At 43.0% G+C, this 17693-nt stretch carries 19 protein-coding genes; 7 read left to right on the top strand and 12 right to left on the bottom strand.

The window, feature by feature from the left end; translation table 11 throughout:
- The first annotated feature begins 53 nt into the window (after positions 1–53).
- The 4 genes from rlmN (at position 54) to AC59IL_RS18890 (ending at position 4338) form a co-directional block, all read left to right on the top strand.
- Positions 54–1103, top strand: a complete 1050-nt coding sequence (rlmN, locus tag AC59IL_RS18905) for a dual-specificity RNA methyltransferase RlmN (protein ID WP_496553745.1) — start codon at positions 54–56, stop codon at positions 1101–1103.
- 420 nt (positions 1104–1523) lie between these two features.
- Entirely contained in the window at positions 1524–2150 is a 627-nt protein-coding gene (locus AC59IL_RS18900; RefSeq protein WP_496553744.1) for a hypothetical protein, read from the top strand.
- A 261-nt stretch (positions 2151–2411) separates the two neighbouring features.
- Positions 2412–3623 (top strand): pseudouridine synthase, encoded by a 1212-nt coding sequence (locus AC59IL_RS18895; RefSeq protein ID WP_496553743.1) that lies wholly within the window; start codon positions 2412–2414, stop codon positions 3621–3623.
- Complete coding sequence (locus tag AC59IL_RS18890) at positions 3616–4338, top strand: RluA family pseudouridine synthase (RefSeq protein ID WP_496553742.1); 723 nt, start codon at positions 3616–3618, stop codon at positions 4336–4338. Before AC59IL_RS18895 ends, AC59IL_RS18890 begins: the two co-directional genes overlap by 8 nt.
- 58 nt (positions 4339–4396) lie before the next feature.
- Here AC59IL_RS18890 and AC59IL_RS18885 read toward each other — a convergent pair whose 3' ends face one another.
- Complete coding sequence (locus AC59IL_RS18885; RefSeq protein ID WP_496553741.1) at positions 4397–5674, bottom strand: metal-dependent hydrolase family protein; 1278 nt, start codon at positions 5672–5674, stop codon at positions 4397–4399.
- Between the two features lie 95 nt (positions 5675–5769).
- Between AC59IL_RS18885 and AC59IL_RS18880 the strand changes: the two genes are divergently transcribed.
- Positions 5770–6552, top strand: a complete 783-nt coding sequence (locus tag AC59IL_RS18880; protein WP_496553740.1) for a hypothetical protein — start codon at positions 5770–5772, stop codon at positions 6550–6552.
- Positions 6553–6695: 143 nt separating this feature from the next.
- Here the strand turns inward: AC59IL_RS18880 and AC59IL_RS18875 are convergent, their stop codons facing one another.
- Genes AC59IL_RS18875 through AC59IL_RS18860 form a run of 4 tightly spaced genes read right to left on the bottom strand, consistent with a single transcriptional unit; the run spans position 6696 to position 9217 of the window.
- Positions 6696–7358 (bottom strand): response regulator transcription factor, encoded by a 663-nt coding sequence (locus AC59IL_RS18875; RefSeq protein ID WP_496553739.1) that lies wholly within the window; start codon positions 7356–7358, stop codon positions 6696–6698.
- Positions 7321–8151 (bottom strand): sensor histidine kinase, encoded by an 831-nt coding sequence (locus tag AC59IL_RS18870; RefSeq protein ID WP_496553738.1) that lies wholly within the window; start codon positions 8149–8151, stop codon positions 7321–7323. Before AC59IL_RS18870 ends, AC59IL_RS18875 begins: the two co-directional genes overlap by 38 nt.
- Complete coding sequence (locus tag AC59IL_RS18865; protein ID WP_496553737.1) at positions 8136–8786, bottom strand: hypothetical protein; 651 nt, start codon at positions 8784–8786, stop codon at positions 8136–8138. Before AC59IL_RS18865 ends, AC59IL_RS18870 begins: the two co-directional genes overlap by 16 nt.
- A gap of 56 nt (positions 8787–8842) precedes the next feature.
- Complete coding sequence (locus AC59IL_RS18860; RefSeq protein ID WP_496553736.1) at positions 8843–9217, bottom strand: hypothetical protein; 375 nt, start codon at positions 9215–9217, stop codon at positions 8843–8845.
- 487 nt (positions 9218–9704) lie between these two features.
- Between AC59IL_RS18860 and AC59IL_RS18855 the strand changes: the two genes are divergently transcribed.
- Positions 9705–10181 (top strand): hypothetical protein, encoded by a 477-nt coding sequence (locus AC59IL_RS18855; protein ID WP_496553735.1) that lies wholly within the window; start codon positions 9705–9707, stop codon positions 10179–10181.
- Between the two features lie 303 nt (positions 10182–10484).
- On the opposite strand, the gene AC59IL_RS18850 is transcribed toward AC59IL_RS18855, so the two are convergent.
- From AC59IL_RS18850 to AC59IL_RS18825, 6 genes are all read right to left on the bottom strand, one after another.
- Positions 10485–11120 carry a peroxiredoxin gene (locus AC59IL_RS18850; RefSeq protein WP_496553734.1) on the bottom strand — a complete coding sequence of 212 codons (636 nt, stop codon included), beginning with the start codon at positions 11118–11120 and terminating at the stop codon, positions 10485–10487.
- A gap of 141 nt (positions 11121–11261) precedes the next feature.
- Positions 11262–12407, bottom strand: coding sequence for a DNA polymerase IV (gene dinB, locus AC59IL_RS18845; RefSeq protein WP_496553733.1), 1146 nt, complete (start codon positions 12405–12407; stop codon positions 11262–11264).
- A 106-nt stretch (positions 12408–12513) separates the two neighbouring features.
- Complete coding sequence (rimM, locus tag AC59IL_RS18840) at positions 12514–13029, bottom strand: ribosome maturation factor RimM (RefSeq protein WP_496553732.1); 516 nt, start codon at positions 13027–13029, stop codon at positions 12514–12516.
- A 150-nt stretch (positions 13030–13179) separates the two neighbouring features.
- Positions 13180–13611 (bottom strand): 30S ribosomal protein S16, encoded by a 432-nt coding sequence (gene rpsP / locus AC59IL_RS18835; RefSeq protein WP_496553731.1) that lies wholly within the window; start codon positions 13609–13611, stop codon positions 13180–13182.
- 244 nt (positions 13612–13855) lie between these two features.
- A complete protein-coding gene (ffh, locus tag AC59IL_RS18830) occupies positions 13856–15175 on the bottom strand; it encodes a signal recognition particle protein (protein ID WP_496553730.1) in 1320 nt (439 codons plus the stop codon).
- A 288-nt stretch (positions 15176–15463) separates the two neighbouring features.
- Positions 15464–16339 carry a sigma-70 family RNA polymerase sigma factor gene (locus AC59IL_RS18825; RefSeq protein ID WP_496553729.1) on the bottom strand — a complete coding sequence of 292 codons (876 nt, stop codon included), beginning with the start codon at positions 16337–16339 and terminating at the stop codon, positions 15464–15466.
- A gap of 314 nt (positions 16340–16653) precedes the next feature.
- Here AC59IL_RS18825 and AC59IL_RS18820 point away from each other — a divergent pair, with 314 nt between their 5' ends.
- The gene (locus AC59IL_RS18820) at positions 16654–17034 is read left to right on the top strand and encodes an START-like domain-containing protein (RefSeq protein WP_496553728.1); all 381 of its coding nucleotides are present in this window, start codon (positions 16654–16656) and stop codon (positions 17032–17034) included.
- Here the strand turns inward: AC59IL_RS18820 and AC59IL_RS18815 are convergent.
- Positions 16970–17638, bottom strand: coding sequence for a hypothetical protein (locus AC59IL_RS18815; protein WP_496553727.1), 669 nt, complete (start codon positions 17636–17638; stop codon positions 16970–16972). The genes AC59IL_RS18820 and AC59IL_RS18815 overlap by 65 nt on opposite strands.
- Positions 17639–17693 lie beyond the last annotated feature (55 nt).

The following is a 17693-nucleotide window of genomic DNA, read 5'->3' as shown; positions in this document are numbered from 1 at the left end:
AATCAGAAAACCCTTCATTCGCAAATCCGCCTAACCCTTTGTACCTTTGCACCATGTTAAAAACGGCGAAAAAGAATATAAGGCAGTTGAGCCTCAGTGAGCTGGAAAAGTATTTTGAAACCCTCGGCGAAAAGAAATTCCGCGCTAAACAGGTATATGAATGGCTTTGGCTGAAACAGGCCCATACCTTCGAAGCCATGACCAACCTGAGCAAGGAGCTGCGCGCAAAACTGACCGATAATTTTTCATTGCCTGCTTTAACCGTTGATGCTACACAATACTCTGCCGACGGTACCATCAAATCGCGCTTCCGCACGTTCGAAGGGCACCTTGTTGAAGGCGTGCTGATCCCCACAGATGATCGTAAAACAGCCTGCGTTTCGTCGCAGATCGGTTGCTCATTGAGCTGTAAATTCTGCGCTACAGGTTATATGGACCGCAAACGCAATCTTGAGTTTGATGAAATTTACGACGAGGTGGTGCTTATAAATCAGCAATGCGAACGTGTATACGAAAAGAAGCTCAGCAATATTGTATTTATGGGCATGGGCGAACCCCTGCTGAATTATAAAAATGTGATTAAAGCCATTGATCGCATAACCTCGCCCGATGGACTCGGCATGAGCCCCCGGCGTATTACCGTTTCCACGGCCGGTGTTGCCAAAATGATTAACCAGCTGGGCGACGATAAAGTGAAATTTAAGCTGGCATTGTCGTTACATGCTGCCAACGATAAAAAGCGAAACGAAATCATGCCCATCAACGAAACCAATAACCTGAAAGCGTTGATCGATGCATTGAATCATTTTTACCAGCAAACGAAAAACGAAATCACCTTCGAATACATTCTGTTCAACAACTTTAACGACAGTTTAAAGGATGCCGATGAACTAATTAAAATTTACCGGCAGGTGCCCGCCGACCTGGTGAATATTATTGAGTACAATCCTATTGAGGCGGCCCGCTTTGAAAAACCCGACGAGAATACTGTACAACAGTTTATGAATTACCTCGAACGCAATCGCGTAAACGCCCGCCTGCGCCGCAGCCGCGGTAAAGATATCGATGCGGCCTGCGGTCAGTTAGCCAATAAAGAACAATAAGCAATAGGCAATTGTCAATGGGCAATGGGCAGTTGGCTTTTTTTACCGGCTGCAGAATTACTATTTGGCTACCGTTGCGTCGCACTCCTGTACGTTCAGAACATTGCTGAACAGCTCATCAATTTGGATTACAACCACTTAGGCAAGTGCATTTCCCTGAAACCTGCGACTTGTAACCTGTAACCAGTTTAACCTGGAAACAGAATCTTTTTTGCGCCGCTAATACTCCCCTTTAGAGGCCGGGGGTTAACATTTCGTAAACCCACTCATCCGTAAAAATCTCCATTTACGAATAATTTCGTGCTTTAATTAAACCCGGCAGCCCAAACCGGCGTCTATTACTAAGTTTAAAAGATTTTTTAACAAAGCTTGCCGGAAGTTTCCCGTCTCATCCGGCTTCTAAAATGTAAAATAAATAATATGAAAAAAGTACTTGCAGGCATAGTGTTAACGGCTTTTGTTGCGGTAGGGGTGTATGCCCAGGATCAAAACCCCGGCTTTTCCGACAATCAGCATAGAGGCCGTCATCGCTTCGACATGGCTCAACAGCTGAACTTAACCGACGAACAAAAAACCGAGTTAAAGGGCATTAATGAAGACTACAAACAACAAATGACCGAATTGAAAAAGAATGAGGATATAACGGTTCGGGAATGGAAAAGTAAAATGGCCACCATTCGTAAAGAGCACCACGAAAAAATCGAAAAGTTGCTCACTCCCGAACAAAAAGCCAGCATGAAAAAAATGCGGCAGGACCACAAAAAAGATATGAAAAAGCATGGTGAACAACGGCTCGAAAAAATGAAGAAAGAGCTGAGTTTAACCGACGATCAGGTAGCTTCCCTGAAAAAGAACCATGAAGACATGGAGCAGAAATTCAAGGCTATACACGACGACAAATCGTTGACCGACGAACAGAAAAAAGCGCAGATGAAAGAATACAGAAAACAGCAGCACGACAACCTGAAATCAATTCTTACCCCTGAACAGTTACAGAAACTGGAGCAGCACAAAAAACATCAGGCCGACCAAAAAGGTCGCGAGTAGAGTGATGGGGCTTTTTTCGCATACGCGATTCTGAGTTTTCGTAACTCCTTTTGTCGGCCTTCAATCATAAATGCAGCTCAATTTTGATTAAACGCTCCCGGCTAAACCGGGAGCGTTTTTTTATGGCTGTTTCACATATACAACCTTATTACACAATTGATTTTGCGGCAAATGTGGTGCTGATTAATATAACCTGCCGGCTATTACTTATTTCGTACCTTTGCCGCTCATTACTGTTGAAAAACAGCAAACTACTACACAATGAGTCAACCATTTAAGAAATTCATTCAGCAGGGCGAAAGCGGCGCCAAAAAGAAAGAACGCATCCGCCAGGAAAAGAAAAAGATCCGCAAGGAAACAAAAGAATACTTCGAAAAGAAGAAACAGGAAGCGCGGGAAGCAAGGGCTCATGGCGCCGGTTATAAGCCTCAGGCCACAGGAGACAAGGAACAAGACTCAAGGCACAAGGAAGATGGCAAAAGATTTAAGGCACAAGGTACAAGGAACAAGGCTCAGGGTGCAGGATTTAGGGCAGAAGAAACAGGGAATAAGCCAAAGACTGCAGGTTTCAAACAAAAACCCATCAATGAGGCTCAACCTGTAAATCAAAAAAAGCAGGATACTAAAAAGAACATTCAAAAAGCCGGGAACCAGCCACAAACAACAAACCCCAAACTACAAACTACAAACAATAAACCTCAAACCACCGAAGGGGGTAAGGGAGGTGAAATGCCACTCAACAAATTCATCGCCCACGCCGGCATTTGCTCACGGCGCGATGCAGCCGAAATGGTAAAAGCAGGAAAAGTAATTGTGAATGGTGAAAAAACTACCGAACCGGGGCATAAGGTTACCGATAAGGATGAAATAAAAGTGAACGGTAAAAAACTGTTCATCCGTAAAAACCTGGTGTATATTTTATTGAATAAGCCTAAAGATTTCATCACCACCACCGAAGATCCGCAGGGAAGAAAAACGGTGCTCGATATAATTCGCAATGCAACTCCTGAACGTGTATATCCCATAGGACGTTTAGACAGAAACACCACCGGCGTTTTGCTGCTCACCAACGATGGTGAACTGGCACAAAAATTATCACACCCCAGCTACGAAATAAAAAAGATATACGAAGTAAAGCTCGATAAACCACTGATTAAAAAAGACTTTGATACCCTTTTGAATGGCGTTACGCTCGAAGATGGTATCATTGCACCCGACTCGCTCGCTTATGCCGATCCGAAAGATAAAAGCGTAATTGGCATTGAAATTCACAGTGGCCGTAATCGTATTGTACGCCGCATTTTTGAACACCTCGGGTACGATGTTCGTAACCTCGACCGGGTAATGTATGCCAACCTCACCAAAAAGAATGTTGAAAGAGGCAAATGGCGCTTCTTATCCGAAAAAGAAGTGCGCCTGCTCAAATACCTGAATGCGTCGTATACGAAAAACAAAACAGTTACCCGTGGTTAAAATTTCACCGGAGATCATTGCCGAGACCGATCATTTTATAGTACTTAATAAACCCGCTGGCTTATTAAGCATACCCGATCGTGAAGGAAAGGAAGTTTCATTAAAACAATTGTTGCAGCAAAAATACGAACAGGTATTTACTGTGCACCGGCTCGACCGCGAAACCAGCGGCATCATTGTATTTGCCAAAGATGCTGAAATGCATAAGTACCTGTCGCAGGCGTTTGAAGAAAGATCGGTTGAAAAATATTATCTCGGCCTGGTAAATGGTTCCTTGTCTGAAAAAAGCAAAACCATCGATGCGCCTATCATGGAACACTCCGTTAAAAGGGGTTTAATGATCGTGCACAAAAAAGGCAAACCGGCTGTTACCGATTATGAAGTGCTGGAAGAGTTTGGAAAATTTTCACTGGTACAATTCAGGATACATACCGGCCGAACACACCAGATCAGGGTACATATGCAATATATTGGTCACCCGCTGGTATGCGATGAATTGTATGGCGACGGCCAACCCGTTCGCATTTCTTCTTTTAAAAAGAATTTTAAATTATCAAAATACGAGGAAGAAGAAAAACCCATACTATCACGGGTAGGCTTACATGCACACAGGCTGGTATTTGCCGATATGGAAGGCAATGCCTATAACCTCGAAGCGCCATTGCCCAAAGACATGCGCGCCCTGCTGCAACAGCTGAAGAAATGGAAGAGTTAATTAGTTACCGGTTACTGGTTCCCGGATTTCCGGTAACTGGTAACCGGCAACCGGTAACTTACTCCTCTTTATACACCACCCCGTCTTTCATCACAAACTTCACTTTACCCATCGACTGAATATCTTTAACAGGATCACCGTCAACGGCAATTATATCGGCTAATTTTCCTTTTTCAATACTGCCGGCTATATCCGAAATACCAATCAGGTCGGCAGCCGATACGGTGGCCGATTGAATGGCTTCCATAGCCGGCATCCCCGCTTCGGTCATATAAATAAATTCCATCCAGTTTTTCCCATGCGCGTATACGCCGGCATCGGTACCAAAAGCGATCTTTACACCGGCCTTGTATGCTTTGGCAAACGTGCCCTGTATTTTAGGACCAATAGCCAATGCCTTTGGAGTTACCAGCGCCGGATAATAACCCGGTTTCTTTGCCGAATCAGCCACTGATTTGCCGGCTATAATGGTGGGCACAAAATAAGTACCGTGTTGTTTCATTAACTGCATCACTTCCTCATCCATGAAAGTGCCATGCTCAATACTGTTCACACCAGCCTTAACAGCTCTTTTCATCGCTTCGGCGCCGTGGCAATGCGCCGCCACTTTAAAACCATAGTCGTGCGCTGTTTCTACTATAGCTTTTATTTCTTCTTCGGTAAACTGTGGATTTTCGCCACTCTTTGCAACGCTTAACACACCGCCCGATGCAGTGATCTTTATAACGTCGCTACCATCTTTGTATCGTTGCCTTACTGCTTTGCGGCATTCATCGGCTCCGTTGGCTACGCCGGCTGCAGGTCCGGGATCATCCATCAAATCTTTCCGGTAACCGTTGGTGGGGTCGGCATGTCCGCCGGTAGTGCCAATGGCTTTACCTGCTGTATATATGCGTGGGCCTTTGATCAGGTTTTTATTAATGGCATTACGCAGCGAAATATTCACGCCGGTTCCTCCAAGGTCGCGTACCGTGGTAAACCCTGCCATCAACGTACGTTCTGAAAAAACTACCGACTGAAATGCATAATCGGCCGGATTATAGGTAAACTCCTGCAGATAGGCATTGGGATTGGTTTCATGCTCCATATGCACATGACAATCGATAAGACCGGGCATAACGGTTTTGTTTTTCAGCTCAATTACTTTGTCGGTACCCAAAGGCTTTACATAACCGGCCTGTACATCGGTAATTTTATTGCCTTCAACAATAACAGAGTATTCATTCAGAACCTGCCCTTTGGTAACATCAATGAGTTTACCGCAATGCAAAATGGTACGTTGCGATAACAGCATGAGCGGATTACAAAAAAGCAGCCCGATAAGCAGTTTTTTCATGTGACGTAAATTTCATGGAAGATAAAACTTTTTGATCCATCCGCCGAAGATGCACGGCCTTGCGCTTCATTGCAGTTATATATGTAAATTGGGTTATGTTTGGATTTTTAAAAAAGCAACCCAACGAATGCCCCATCGATACCAACACGCGTTTGTGGATGGAGCAGGCATTTGTTTGGCTGGTGCAGGAATTCGGACATCAAAATATTGCCGGAAAACCTATCCTCTTCCCTGCCGTTGAACACTTCCCCATTCAATACGATGGCTCAAAAGATTCTTTGCTGAAAACCGCTGCCATCATCGCCCATCAAATGGAAATTAACCTGAATGATATTAACCTCGATACCTATAATCACAGCATTCATGAAATACAGGGCGATTTTGGTTTCAGAACCTGGACGGTTCCTGATGACAACAGTGAGGAACAATTGACATCAGGCTTGTATTTCGAAAAAAACGAGCATGGTAAATTCGATATTTTTATTGAGAACAACAATTTAAAGGACCCCGAAAAACTGGTTGCTACCATTGCTCATGAATTCGCGCATATTAAATTGCTGGGCGAAAAGCGGGTTAGCTTTAATGATGAATCGTTAACCGACCTAGCCACCGTTGTATTTGGTATCGGCATTTTTAATGCCAATTGTGCTTTCAGAGAAATTAGAGGGTTCGACAGCCATGGACATAATTCACTTGGGTACCTTAAACAACGCGAATGGGGCTATGCCCTTGCTTTATATAATTATTTCAGACAGGAAAACAATCCCTCCTGGATCAATTATGTAACGCCTAACATCCGGTCTGATTTCAAAAAAAGTACCACATTCATTCACGCCAATACCGATAAAATTTTTAAGGAGAAGTACAGGCCCGGTTGAAATCGAAGTCGGAGGTCAGAAGTCAGAAGTTGAAGAGTTGAAAAGTTAACAGGTTTACAGGTTTACGGGAGTGAAAGAAACGGAGGCAATTGCCGATTGCCCATTGCCTATTGTCTATTGCCGATTGCCCATTGCCTATTGCCTTATATATCAACAAGTTTGTTGCGCAAAGCAAAGATCACCAGGCCGGCGGTATTGCGGGCGCCGGTTTTTGTTAAAAGATTATTTCGATGACCTTCTACCGTTCTTTCACTTAAAAATAACTGATGTGCAATTTCGGGCGTTGTAAATTCTTTGCAAATAAGACCGAGCACTTCTTTCTCGCGCCGGGTAAGCGTTTCCAGCACATCAAAATAAAATTTCTTGTTTTTCTGAGGCAACCCGTGCTGAATAGATTTCATCAGCTCCTCGCTTAAATAAAACCCGTTGCGGTATACGGCGTTTATTGCTTTATCAACTTCTTCGAGTGTGCTGTGTTTCGACAGATATCCATTGATGCCTTTTTCGATCATGTAAATAACATGCCGGGGCTCACTGTGTACCGACAAAATAATGATCTTCATGCCTGCAAAGGAATTGCGCACTTTCTCAGTGGTTTCTACCCCGTTCATACCGGGCATGTTCAGGTCAAGCAAAATCACATCGGGCTGCACAGGAGCGGTTTGCAACAGGTTAATCAATTGCTGCCCGTTTTCTGCTTCCATGATTACCCGCACCTGCTGCAACAGGTTTACATTCGATACCAGGCACTGCCGGAACAATTGCTGATCATCCGCCACTGCTACCTGTATGGTTGTTTGCTCCATGCTCATTTTTTATTGGTATTATAATTTCTACCTGTACTCCTTTGCCGGGCGCTGTAATATAAGTATGCCGGGCGCCAAGCATATGAATACGGCTTTCGATATTGCTAAGGCCATACCCCTTTCTTTTTTTGATGCCTTCTTCAATTACAAATCCTTTACCGTTATCATTATAGTTTAACACCAATACATCAGGCGTGGCGGCCAGCTGAATATCTATACGGCTGGCGGCCGCATATTTGATCGTATTGCTGATCAGCTCCTGTATAATACGGTAAATATTCAAACAGTCGTCATCAGGTAAAGAAGACATGTTTTCGGTGTATTCAAAATTTATGTCGAGCAGGCCCGAAGCCATTGCCCGGTCGCATAGGTTTTGAATAGCCGTAATCAATCCAAAAATTTCAAAACCATAGGGCACCATATCATGGGTAATGGTTTTTACGCTTTGTACCCCTGTACTGATCAAATCCTGCGCATCTTTGAGAATGGCGACTATTTCTTCGCTTCCTGATTTTCCATCCAGCTGCCGAAGCCGCCACGACAAAGTTGAAAAAACATGTCCTATATCGTCGTGAAGGTCTTTAGCGATACGCTTCCGTTCGTTCTCAAGCATTTCAATGTTACTATACAGCAATTCTTCTTTATGCTTCATTTCCATTTCATGCAGTTCGCCCTGCTTGCGCATCAGCCGTCGCTGGTACACCATAAAAAAAGCAATTACGCCACCAGCCAGGGTTATCATGCCCAACGTGCCGGCGAACAAAAAGAAAAATATATCTATTTCTTTCGCCATTTCCATAAACCGATTGCTATAAACGTGTACATAAGTATGGAAAAGAATGCATGCAGGGTCCAGATATCATATTTTAGTTGCTTATGTTGAACATCACGAATGTAATTGCTTAGCGTAAACAATAACAGGGAAGCGGAAAAATAAATAAGAAAACCGGTATTTATCCAAAAATAAGGCAACTGTTCAGGCCTTTCAATATTAATATCACTCAGCATTTTATAAAAAAAAGCGATAGCGCAAAAAACGATGATAACCGCTTCAATACTACGTGCGTAAGTATTGAATTGCGTTAGTGGCTGAAAAAAAACAGAATTGATCGCTGCAAAAGCAAAGAAGAAAAAGAAAATATAAAGAAATAATTTCCTGTTTATAAATCCACTGAGTAAATAACTATAAAACCACAAAATCATTCCGCATTCTTCTACAGTAAAAATATGCAGTAAAAATAAATTGTTGGTACGGTAATACCACAACAACTCTGCAACCAACGCTATAAGGCCGGCAAATAGTAAATGAATACTAATAAGCCTGCCTGCGGCCGGTAGTTTTCTATATTTCCAAATACCCAGCAACAAAGGTGGCCCCACTGCATAGGAGGCCACCTCAAACACTATTTGCTTTAAATAGTGGAACATCAGTTTAAATTGTTACAAGTTTAAATAGCAATCAATAAGAGGTCTGATAATGTTACTCAACTCAACGGGCTGGTTTCATCGCAGGTAGATGGGCATGGCTTGGTAAAATCGTAGGTTCCTGAATCCTCAGTTGCCCCTTCGGTTTTCGGAGGAAGTGTGGTAATATCTCTCCCTTCTTTATCAACACCTACCAATATCAACCCTTCTTTTCCATCGTCTTTAATGCCAAAGTAAACGCGGATTTCTTTAATAGGGCAATGAAAGGGATGACGGTTGCCAAGCTCTTCAAGGATGTCCTTTAATTCCTGCACATTAATGGTGAAAGCCCTATCTGAGTCACGGTGTGCTTCTCTCCAGGCTGCTGTATATCTTTCAGCGTCTGCAAGAGGAATATTGTAGGTGGTACCCACCTGAATGCTGGTTTCTGACATAGTTTAGGATTTGAGGTTAAAAATGTTTTTTTCAAAACTATGTAAAGCTGCATAAAAAAGCAAGAAAGCGCTACCCCGTAAAAGTACCTGATTTTTTTTCAGGTACTTCAGCGGTTGTGTTTAACCGGTAATGTTTTGACATTTGCTTCATCATCGATGTACGATACCGGTAAGCTCTTTATTACAAAACACAACAACAAATACAAATTATTTATCATAAATAAATTTAATCGGTTGGTCACTAACAGGTACATGAATTCGTAATTGTGGTTGTCGGTTCTTTATATAATATCCTCGGCGGAGTAAAAACCAGGTTCAAAAACAAATTCAGTTTCGCCTGCAGATAAGGGAATGTATTAACACATGCGGGGACGCCGCCGGTACCCAATGAAACAATATGATTATCGCTGCATCCAACAAATGGAAGCTTTTTAAAATTGCAGGCGAAGCTGGTTTGTACTTATGTCCAACAGGTTAAAAATAGCTTATGGTTAACAATTCAGCAACTCAGCGATTGCCCAATGAGGTGATTGGTTTTATTTCGGTGCAGTACAGGCATCATCCTATAGGCGAAGATGTGCTTTTTGTGATCAATTGTACCAATGTGCCTACAGGAAGCATTGTATCTTTTTCATGTGTGCAGGCAGGGCCCGAGCCTCCTGTTGAGCTGGCGCCTGAAACGGTTTCCAATGCGCAACATTTTGCTTTGGGTAAGTTATGTTATATACCGGCCGATTTCACCGGTGTAATCACCCTTCGGTATACTTTTTTTGTGCTGCCGTTGCCTGAACAATGCTCTGTAGAATTATTAGCATTGATTCCGGTTTCGCCCGAAGATGAACGATATGAAACTGCCTTACCAATGAGTGCATTGAATCTGGTACTTGTAAACCTGCAGAATATTCCCTATAACATGCGGTTTATAAAACAGGAAGTAAAAATTATTGAGCATCTGTCGGCATGATGTTTATAACAAAATAATTCATTACCCCTTTAAACCTTCAAAGTGGAAGAACCGGGCGGCTGATGCTCTTCGGGGGTTTCTGCGCTCAGCCGCAGTTCCGGTTCACTCACCAGGTATACATCCGGGTTTGATAAAAATATTTCTGAACGGGGACACGTTTCTGAGATTTAGAGGAATAACGGCTGGTTGCTTCTGCAACCGGCCTTCTTGTTTTTATATCCGAAATCAGAGCCGGATAACGCTGTATAATAAAAAATCCCGCTGTTGCGGGATTTTTTATTATTATCATCGAATGCGATGTTATCATTTATCCGGCTGAGGTGTATAGCGCAGGTAAGGCTTCACCACTTTTACACCTTTGGGGAATTTCTTAATGGCATCGTCGGTTGAAACAGCAGGCACCACAATTACATCTTCACCATGTTTCCAGTCGGCTGGAGTAGCAACGCTGTAATTAGCTGTCAATTGCAGTGAATCAACAACCCGTAATACTTCATAAAAGTTTCTTCCTGTTGAAGCAGGATAGGTGATCATCAGTTTAACCTTTTTATCGGGGCCTATCACAAACAGCGAGCGAACAGTAAAAGTTTCTGAAGCATTGGGATGAATCATATCGTATAACGTAGCCACATTTCTGTTTTCATCGGCAATGATAGGAAACCCAACAGTGCAATTCTGTGTTTCATTGATATCATTTACCCAGCCAAGGTGTTTATCGAGCGGATCAACACTTACAGCCAGCACTTTAACATTGCGTTTGGCAAATTCTTCCTGCAACAAAGCTGTTTTACCTAATTCGGTAGTACATACCGGAGTATAGTCTGCAGGGTGCGAAAACAAAATTCCCCAGCCATTACCAAGGTATTCGTAAAAATCAATGTCGCCGGCGGTTGTTTTAGCCTGAAAATTAGGGGCAATGTCACCCAATCGTAAACTCATATTACTCGTATTTTAGGTTAATAAAAATGATGTCACCCTTAAAAGGAGTACGAAGATAATAATCCCTACCGATAAAGTAGACTGATATTTAATTTTTGTTTTCGGAAGTACAGAATCCGGGTTGCTACTATATTGAATGAATCACAAACCGGTGGCCTTTGTTATTGAATTGCTGCCATACCGGTTTTTTACATCGTCGATAGCCTTATAAAGCTCGGTCTTTTTTTCAACATCACTAAATAAATTGGTTTGCACGGCCTCATCGGTGAGTTCGCTTAGCCGCACTCCCAGCAGTCTTACCGCATGCCCCTTGCGATAAAGCTTGTGAAACAGATCTTTAGCCTTGGGAATCAGCTCATCATCATAAAAAGTATAGGCAATGGTGGTTTGGCGCGAAGTGGTTTCAAAATCGGGATAGCGTATTTTTACAGCAATGCAACCGGCCATTTTATTATCCTGGCGAAGCTCATAGGCCACCCGCTCCGTCATGCCTACCAACTCGCTCAGCAGCCGGTCGGTATCAAGAATATTTTCTTCAAAAGTGCTTTCGGTTGAAATAGATTTGGCTTCATGGTAAGGCACTACTTCGCCGTGATGAATGCCATGTGCTTTGTTCCATAAGTCGCCGCCATATTTACCAAAGCGGTTTTCGAGCAACTCAATGGGCTGCGCGGCCAGATCGGCAATGGTTTCGATGCCCAGTTCGCGTAATGCCTGGTGCATATGTTCGCCTACCCCCGGAATTTTGTTCACTTTTAATGATGCCAGAAATTCCCTTTCCCTTCCAAAAGCGATATGCAGATAGCCATTGGGTTTAGCCTCATCGGTAGCAATTTTTGCCACCATTTTGTTCGATGCCAGCCCAAACGAAATAGGCAATCCGGTTTTATCGATAATTTCCTGCCGCAGGTCGATCGTCCACTGCGAGGGATTAAAATACTTGTCCATGCCTGTTAGGTCAAGATAAAACTCATCAATGGAAGCCTTTTCGAACAAAGGAGCTTTTGCGGCTATTATTTCGGTAACCCAGCGCGAATAGCGGCTGTATTCGCCGCGACTGCCTTTCACCACCGTTGCATGCGGACATAACCGCATGGCTGTTTTCATGGGCATGGCCGAATGAATACCGAATTTACGGGCTTCATAACTACAGGCTGCCACTACCCCACGCTCACGCCCGCCCACGATCAAAGGCTTTCCTTTCAGTGAAGGATTGTTCAAACACTCCACCGAAACGAAGAATGCATCGAGATCAAAATGCGCTATGATGCGTTGCGGACTGTTCATTTAGTCAATTTGAAAATTTGAAAATATGCAAATTTGAAAATGCTTTTAAGTAGCCAACGGTATTTCATTTTCAAATTTTCAAATTAGTACATTTTCAAATTACTTCTTACTTATAAATATCAAGCAACCCTTCAGGCAGCTCAACATGCACCTGTTTTTTCTTTTTATCAATTTTCAGCAGAAAATCTTCATGTACGGGTATCAGGGCCTCCTTGCCATTTATTTCGATGAGGCAAAGCACCTGGTGCGGCTGTTCAATCACTTCCAGAATTTCGCCCAGGTCGGTTCCTTCGTTGATGATATGAAAGCCCAGTAAGGCGATGGGTGCCGATTTGGCGGCATATTTATTAAAATCGTCCTGCGTAAGCCAGACCTTTTTTTGTATAAGCTTTGTTGCAGCTTCTTTTGTTTCGATGCCCTCGAACTTTATAAACAATTCTTCCTCGTTCTTAATGCGCGTACTTTCAATAAAATACGGCAGCATTTCATCCTTCTTTTCTTCAACAAAAACGGTTTCAAGGTCTTTGAGCGATGTTTTTTTGCCCAGATGATGATGCAATACCACCTCGCCTTTTACCCCAAATGTTGCCACCAGTTTACCAACGCTATGATAATTAGTCATGGCGCAAAAATAACTGTAAACCTCTCCAAAAGCAAACAAGGCGGTCGCCCCGTTAAGGATGACCGCCTTGCGATATAAAAAAAATCCCGTCCCGATCTAATCAGGACAGGATTTTACAACAAGTTGACAGTTAGCTATACTGCTTCAGGATTATTCTCCTCTGCCTCTGCGTATGGGAGGTGCACCGGCTCCGCCACGGCGAGGTCTTCTATCACGGGCATTTGTTTCCTGGCGCTTTTTAACCGTAACTTCATGTTCGGCATGCCACTTCTGGAATTTTTCCATAGCGGTAGCTTCGTCGAACAGACCCAGTTTTACACCACGCAACAAATGTTTGAGGTACAGCACACCTTTGTAAGACAATATTCTGCGAACGGTATCAGTAGGTTGAGCACCCTTGTGCAACCAATCCAGAGCCTTCTGGCGATCTAACTGAATTGTAGCAGGAACTGTAAGCGGATTGTACGTACCTAACTTCTGGATAAATTTACCATCCCGGGGAGAACGGGCATCGGCCACTACGATGAAATAAAAAGGTCTTTTTTTAGACCCATGGCGTTGCAGTCTGATTTTAACTGGCATCTTAAATAGAAATTTAAATGCGTGAACAAATAGGGTTACTTTTCATTTAACGATTGCAAAAATAACAATCGAACTGATTTTTCCAAATTTAATAATTCAGATCAACAATTACCTGAATTATTACGCTATTATTCTGCAAAGAACGTATTTAATTTAGTTAACAAGTTAATAAATTTCGCATTTTACAGGTAAGCAGGCCAACCTTTTCAACCTGTTAACTAATCAACTTTTCAACCTTCCCCGCTTACCGTTTCGGCATTCCCATGCGGCCCATCGGCATCTTATTCATCATCTTCATCATTTGTTTCATTTGCTCAAATTGCTTCAAAAAGGCGTTAACCTCGCCAATATCCTTTCCGGCGCCTTTGGCAATGCGCATTTTGCGTTTCATATCAATCACATCGGGCTCGGTACGCTCCAACGGCGTCATGGAATTGATCATGGCTTCAATGCCTTTAAAAGCATCGTCGCTGATGTCGATGTCTTTTACGGCTTTGCCAACACCTGGTATCATACCCAGCAGATCCTTGATGTTACCCATTTTCTTGATCTGCTCAAGCTGTTGTTTAAAGTCTTCGAAATTGAACTGGTTCTTACGTATCTTTTTTTCGAGCTTGCGGGCCTGCTCTTCGTCGAACTGTTCCTGCGCTCTTTCTACGAGGGTGGTAATATCACCCATGCCCAAAATACGCTGGGCCATACGTTCGGGGTAAAACACATCGAGCGTATCGAGCTTTTCGCCACTGCTTACAAACTTGATGGGTTTTTGAACGGTGTATTTGATCGAAAGGGCTGCCCCACCCCGTGTATCACCATCTAACTTGGTCAATACCACGCCGGTGAAGTTAAGGCGATCATTAAACGCTTTTGCCGTGTTCACCGCATCCTGACCGGTCATGGAGTCAACCACAAACAATATTTCCTGCGGATTTACAGCCGATTTTATGTTGGCAACCTCGGTCATCATGGCCTCGTCGATGGCCAGGCGGCCGGCAGTATCGATGATCACCACGTTTTTATTTTTACTGCGGGCTTCTTTGATCGCATTGTTGGCAATCTCAACCGCATTTTTATTTTCGGGCTCGCTGTATACGTCAACCTGAATTTGTTCGCCCAGTACTTTCAACTGGTCTATCGCTGCCGGGCGGTAAATATCCGCGGCCACCAGCATGGGCGAAAAGCGACCTTTGGTTTTAAGAAAGTTGGCCAGTTTGGCGCTGAAGGTGGTTTTACCGGAACCCTGTAATCCGGCGATCAGAATAACGGCGGGATTGCCTTTTGCATTAAAATCGCTTTCGGTACCGCCCATCAGTTCGGCCAGTTCGTCTTTAACGATCTTCACCATTAACTGACCGGGGCTTACGGCGGTTAATACTTTATGGCCCAGTGCCTTGTCTTTCACCTTATCGGTAAATTCCTTGGCAATTTTATAGTTCACATCGGCATCTACCAGTGCGCGGCGGATGTCTTTTACAGTGGCGGCAATATTCAGCTCGGTGATTCGGCCTTCACCTTTTATCTGTTTAAGGGCCGATTCGAGCCGGTCGGTAAGATTTTCAAACATAACTTCCTGTTTTTCTCAGTTCAAATGATTTCGCGCTAAGACGCAAAGTCGCAATGTTTTATTGAATGGGGTTCTCAGCTTAAAATTAAAACACCAATTTGCTAAATTCCGGATGTACGGAAAAAATTAAATCAGTTTTCTTTGTGCTTTAGCGCCTTTGCGCGAGTTCCTTCATAAAAGCAAAAAAGTGAATATAAGGTAAGTTATATTCACTTTAAGGACTGCAAATTTACAGGAAGTAAATTGTTGTTGTGTAAAGTTTCTTTTGCCGGCTTATACTTTTTAAGGTTATACGCCCAAATATCCCCGCAGGGCCTTTGAACGCGAATTGGTGCGCAGCTTCGTTATTGCCTTATCCTTGATTTGACGTACCCGCTCGCGGGTGAGATTAAATTTATCTCCGATATCCTCCAGGCTCATGGGATGATCGACACCTAAACCAAAGAAATAGCAGATCACTTCTTTTTGCCGCTCGGTAAGCATTTTCATAGAGCGCTCGATTTCCTGTTTAAGCGACTCTTTGTGCTCGATGTTGGTCTCGGCCCGCTCAGCATTGTGATTTTCCAACACATCTATCAGGGTATTGTCTTCCCCTTCAGATAGTGGCGTATCCATGCTTACGTGCCGGGCTGCAATGCCCAGGGTAGCTGATACCTCATCGGTTTCCAGTTCCAGCAGTTCGGCCAGCTCTTCGGGCGAGGGTTCCCGTTCAAACTCCTGTTCCAGTTGCGAAAATGCTTTCTGGATTTTGTTTGTTAACCCAACCTTGTTCAAGGGAAGCCTTACAATACGCGATTGTTCGGCTAATGCCTGAAGAATGCTTTGGCGAATCCACCATACGGCGTAGGAAATGAATTTAAAACCACGGGTTTCATCAAAACGCTGTGCTGCTTTGATTAGTCCCAAATTACCCTCATTGATGAGGTCTGGTAGAGAGAGACCTTGATTCTGATACTGCTTGGCTACGGATACCACGAACCGGAGGTTCGCTTTGGTTAGTTTGTCAAGGGCTGCCTGATTTCCTTGCTTGATTAATCCGGCGAGCTTCACTTCTTCTTCCGGGCTAATCAATTCAACTTTTCCGATCTCCTGCAAGTATTTTTCAAGGCTCTGAGATTCACGATTCGTAATTGATTTCGTGATCTTGAGTTGCCGCATACTCATAGGTAGGTCATTTTAAAGGGTTTTTTAGGTTAATAAAGGTCAATGGCTTTCAAAAAACGAAATACCCGATCAATTTGTTATATGAATCAGCATTAAGTTCTTAAAAAACATATGCACACCAATTTAACGAATAATTGTATTCTCATCAAACATATTCGTAACCCCTTGTTTGTCAAATACATAATTTTTTTTCGGATATTTAAGGGTTTTTACCACTTTTGAAGCCTGGAAATGAAAAAAAAATTTTGATGGTTGCATTATTTTTCTATAATTGCACCATTGGTACTTGCAAAAAAGATCAATACAAGGGTTAGATGAGTAAGAAACACATATTTACGTTAGAGTATCCGGTAAGATGTTCTCCTTCCATTTTATACGAATTCCTTAGTACGCCGGCAGGTTTGCAGGAATGGTTTGCCGATAAGGTGGACGAACGGGATAGCATTTTTAGTTTTTCATGGAATGGAACAATCGACAAGGCGGAGGTTATGGAAAGCGAAGAAGAAAAATTCATACGATTTCATTGGTTGCATGCACCCAAAGAAGAATTTTTTGAATTCAGAATTGAGAAATCAGAAGTAACGAATCAGACCATCCTTGTGATCAAGGATTTTGCAGATAAAGGGGATGTTAAAGACCAGAGCCAGCTATGGGATTATCAGGTGAAAGATCTTTTTCACCGGCTTGGTAATTGATGGATGAAAAGATTGTCTCGAAACACTCAATTAATAATTCTTTTGACTGATTCCATTGAGGAAGTGAAATTTTGGCGGATAGCTTACAGAAATTATTAGCCAGCAAAATTTTTTGAACAGCAGTATAATTCAACTGGCTGAGGGGTATGTAATTGTCTTCTTCAAATTCATGGCGCCATTCATCTTCACCGATACATATGTAAAATGCACGCTCTGCCAGCATTGGCAGATGATGCAGCAGGCTTTGCTGGTACTGCTTTTTGTATTGCCCCTTTACATGAAGGGTAACACTGAAAAAATGGCCCCACCAGAAAAACGTGCGAATGGCAAACGTATGCTCACGGCCGAATAAACGCGGATAATCAAGCATTACATAAGGCAATCCCCGGTAATTTTCGCCTTTTGATATTTTCGGCGAAATTATCCGCACTTCTTCGCTCAGCCAGACCGGGTTGGCAGCATCGATACGCCCACGCAATTCATGGGCGATTTCGCCAAACAAAACATAAACTTTTTCAATAATTGTATTCTTTGTTAAAAGCCAGCCGGCATTTTGAACCAACGATAATTCCTCTGCTGAAAGATGTATTTTTGCGGCGTCCATTTTACAAAAGTATAAGTTTCAGGTATAAGGTATAAGGTTGGTAGCCGATTACAAA

The organism is Niastella sp. sgz303648 (genome assembly GCF_059587045.1).
Note: the sequence above shows the minus strand (reverse complement) of the source record. Positions and strands in the feature narration are given on the sequence as shown.

Excerpts from the sequence above, each read along its gene's own strand:
- rlmN (WP_496553745.1), top strand. The coding sequence starts at position 54 with ATGTTAAAAACGGCGAAAAAGAATATAAGGCAGTTGAGCCTCAGTGAG.
- AC59IL_RS18900 (WP_496553744.1), top strand. The coding sequence starts at position 1,524 with ATGAAAAAAGTACTTGCAGGCATAGTGTTAACGGCTTTTGTTGCGGTA.
- AC59IL_RS18895 (WP_496553743.1), top strand. The coding sequence starts at position 2,412 with ATGAGTCAACCATTTAAGAAATTCATTCAGCAGGGCGAAAGCGGCGCC.
- AC59IL_RS18885 (WP_496553741.1), bottom strand. The coding sequence starts at position 5,674 with ATGAAAAAACTGCTTATCGGGCTGCTTTTTTGTAATCCGCTCATGCTG.
- AC59IL_RS18880 (WP_496553740.1), top strand. The coding sequence starts at position 5,770 with ATGTTTGGATTTTTAAAAAAGCAACCCAACGAATGCCCCATCGATACC.
- AC59IL_RS18875 (WP_496553739.1), bottom strand. The coding sequence starts at position 7,358 with ATGGAGCAAACAACCATACAGGTAGCAGTGGCGGATGATCAGCAATTG.
- AC59IL_RS18870 (WP_496553738.1), bottom strand. The coding sequence starts at position 8,151 with ATGGCGAAAGAAATAGATATATTTTTCTTTTTGTTCGCCGGCACGTTG.
- AC59IL_RS18865 (WP_496553737.1), bottom strand. The coding sequence starts at position 8,786 with ATGTTCCACTATTTAAAGCAAATAGTGTTTGAGGTGGCCTCCTATGCA.
- AC59IL_RS18860 (WP_496553736.1), bottom strand. The coding sequence starts at position 9,217 with ATGTCAGAAACCAGCATTCAGGTGGGTACCACCTACAATATTCCTCTT.
- AC59IL_RS18855 (WP_496553735.1), top strand. The coding sequence starts at position 9,705 with ATGGTTAACAATTCAGCAACTCAGCGATTGCCCAATGAGGTGATTGGT.
- AC59IL_RS18850 (WP_496553734.1), bottom strand. The coding sequence starts at position 11,120 with ATGAGTTTACGATTGGGTGACATTGCCCCTAATTTTCAGGCTAAAACA.
- dinB (WP_496553733.1), bottom strand. The coding sequence starts at position 12,407 with ATGAACAGTCCGCAACGCATCATAGCGCATTTTGATCTCGATGCATTC.
- rimM (WP_496553732.1), bottom strand. The coding sequence starts at position 13,029 with ATGACTAATTATCATAGCGTTGGTAAACTGGTGGCAACATTTGGGGTA.
- rpsP (WP_496553731.1), bottom strand. The coding sequence starts at position 13,611 with ATGCCAGTTAAAATCAGACTGCAACGCCATGGGTCTAAAAAAAGACCT.
- ffh (WP_496553730.1), bottom strand. The coding sequence starts at position 15,175 with ATGTTTGAAAATCTTACCGACCGGCTCGAATCGGCCCTTAAACAGATA.
- AC59IL_RS18825 (WP_496553729.1), bottom strand. The coding sequence starts at position 16,339 with ATGAGTATGCGGCAACTCAAGATCACGAAATCAATTACGAATCGTGAA.
- AC59IL_RS18820 (WP_496553728.1), top strand. The coding sequence starts at position 16,654 with ATGAGTAAGAAACACATATTTACGTTAGAGTATCCGGTAAGATGTTCT.
- AC59IL_RS18815 (WP_496553727.1), bottom strand. The coding sequence starts at position 17,638 with ATGGACGCCGCAAAAATACATCTTTCAGCAGAGGAATTATCGTTGGTT.